Source organism: Gluconacetobacter sacchari (assembly GCF_014174255.1).
In the GTDB taxonomy this organism is placed as follows: domain Bacteria; phylum Pseudomonadota; class Alphaproteobacteria; order Acetobacterales; family Acetobacteraceae; genus Gluconacetobacter; species Gluconacetobacter sacchari.
This window is the reverse complement of sequence record NZ_JABEQJ010000080.1, coordinates 1-2,154: the sequence shown is the minus strand read 5'-3', so window position 1 is coordinate 2,154 and position 2,154 is coordinate 1. Positions and strand designations below refer to the sequence as shown.

Here is a 2,154-nt window from a genome sequence, read left to right as displayed (position 1 = left end):
TTCCGCCGCGACCAGCACCTGGTCGCGCCATTCCGACAGTCGGTGCGCCGGCACCTGCAGATCGCGCGATACGGCATCCAGGCTCTCACCTCGCAGTAGCCGCTGAACCGCCGAAAGCTTCTTCTTCGCCGAGAACCGCTTTCCCGTAACGGCCTCGGCCCCGCCGCCGCCTGCGTGCCGGGAGCGCGTCAACGGCGCCGAGGCCTCCGTTTCATTCCGATTCACGTCGTTCCTGTCGTCCATCTGCTACTTCCTTTCACAAGGGTCGTAGCGCTCCTCAATGTCTCGGAAAACCGTGCCCCACCCCAGTGAAGTACGAATGCGTCTATCTGCACGCCTTCGAGACCGGGTCTGAACTGCGTGCCGGCCTTGGCCGATGGTTCGCCTATTATGACAACCATCGTCCTCATTCACGCCTTGCAGGAAAAACCCCTGGCGAGGCATATGGGCAAATCGACGCTTCAAATCCTGTGGCGCATGCCCCACAGGATTTGATCACCCAAATGGCGGCATGAACGACAACCGCGATGAGCTTAACTTAGCCGCCAACCTGTCCAAACAGGCGAGACCGCCTCACGCTTGTGCAATCCCGTCGCCAGCGCTGCGGGGTCCGCTACCGCGCCTCGCAGGCGCAGGCCCAATTTTCTCTGATCGACGCTTTGGCACCATGCGGCGTTCTCAAGCCCGAAGGCTTCCTCCAAAGTCCGACCGGCAAGCTCTGCTTTTTGACCGTTCCATGCGACGGGAACGGGCGTTTGATAGGTCACGCGAACACGGGTCTTTCCCTCCTGCGGCGTTTCCTTTTCGTGATCCGGGGCGGCAAAAAGCTCGGCGATCGTCTGCTTCGCCGGAAGCCATTTCACGAGAGTTTGATTGGACGACACCGCCCCCGACACGCTCGGCAAGCACTTCTTCCCGTACCGGGGGGGCTGACGCGGGGGCGGCACCTCCCAGAAATTCATCCAATTCCTTGGCGGCCTCGGCCGTTGGCGCTTCAACTTCGACCTCAAGCTCGTCATCGTCCTCATCGTCGCCCGCATGATCGGCAGGCAGCAAGGAAACGCTGTCCACGTCGGTGATTATCAACGTGACAATCCCAAGGAATTCGATCAGCGACTTGAATTTGTGGCCGAATGCTCCGCCAACTTCCAGAATGCAGATGCAGGAGGATCGCAGCGATTTCGCTGCTTTTTCGATCATACTCGGGAGGAGCAGTCGTTCGACGTTGCCTTCCACGAGGACAGCGGCATCGGAGAAAAACAGGTCGCAATGAGTGAGTTTTAGATACCGTTGCAAGAAGTCGCGATGCTCGGTTTCTTGCGCGTAAAAGGCGGAGAGGTTCAGCACTTCCGTAATTTGGTCGGTCCCGATAACGTCACGCCGGAAGTAGCGAATGGGTTTAAAACCTCGCTCATACAGGATGTGCGGGAAGTGCGTCGTGATGACGGCTTGGCTCGCAAATGAGCCACCTGCCTCATCCGGTATGGCCAGCAACTCAAGAATGTTGCGTATAAACACCTGCTGCAATTGCGCGTGGAGGTGCGCTTCGGGCTCTTCAATGAAAATGAGATGCAGCGGCGCTCGCTTCTCCTCCTCGGCTTTCCAGCGCTCCTGAAGGTCGAGCACCTTGACTACCATATAGATCAGATTTTTGAAGCCGAGCCCGTTGTAGGTGTCGGGTAGGGTGATGGGCTGCGCGCCCCCACCGACAATGTAGTGAACGCGCGCATCCTGAGTCAGGATGGATGCGGGGTTGAGGGCCGACTTAATTTCGAGGCGCGGGTTGTTGAGACCGGGGTAGCCTAACCGCCCCAACCGCTCCAACGTGTCTTTGAAAACTTCGGCGAGATGCTTGTTGAGACCCACTTCAGAATCGAAGAGCGCTTTGAGTGCCTGATGATCGTCCTGACGTTGATCGAGATTGCGCTGATAGAAGCGGCTCAGCCGTTTCGACAAATCTTCTGAGCGCCCGCCCCCGGTGGCGGTGGACGGGTCCGCAAGATGCCGCTGAGCGTTCAAGAAATCGACCTTGATTAGGGACTTTAGCCCGGAAATCTCACACGGGAAGGTGCATCGGGCTCTGAAATCGGCGAAAGTTCTTGTTGGAAAAGCAAAATCCGCGAGCGAGGCCAGAGACCCGATGCAGACAGAGTG

At 58.2% G+C, this 2,154-nt stretch carries 1 protein-coding gene and 2 pseudogenes; 1 reads left to right on the top strand and 2 read right to left on the bottom strand.

All coding sequences use genetic code 11. From position 1 onward, the window contains the following. Window positions 1–243 (bottom strand): annotated as a pseudogene (locus HLH48_RS22685) (hypothetical protein); the annotation flags it as partial. Between the two features lie 65 nt (window positions 244–308). Between HLH48_RS22685 and HLH48_RS22680 the strand changes: the two are divergent. After that, window positions 309–515 (top strand): annotated as a pseudogene (locus tag HLH48_RS22680) (integrase core domain-containing protein); the annotation flags it as partial. Between the two features lie 163 nt (window positions 516–678). On the opposite strand, the gene HLH48_RS22675 reads toward HLH48_RS22680, so the two are convergent. Beyond that, window positions 679–2,154: ATP-dependent nuclease (locus HLH48_RS22675; protein WP_182999709.1), on the bottom strand; the 1,476-nt coding region annotated here is incomplete at its 5' end.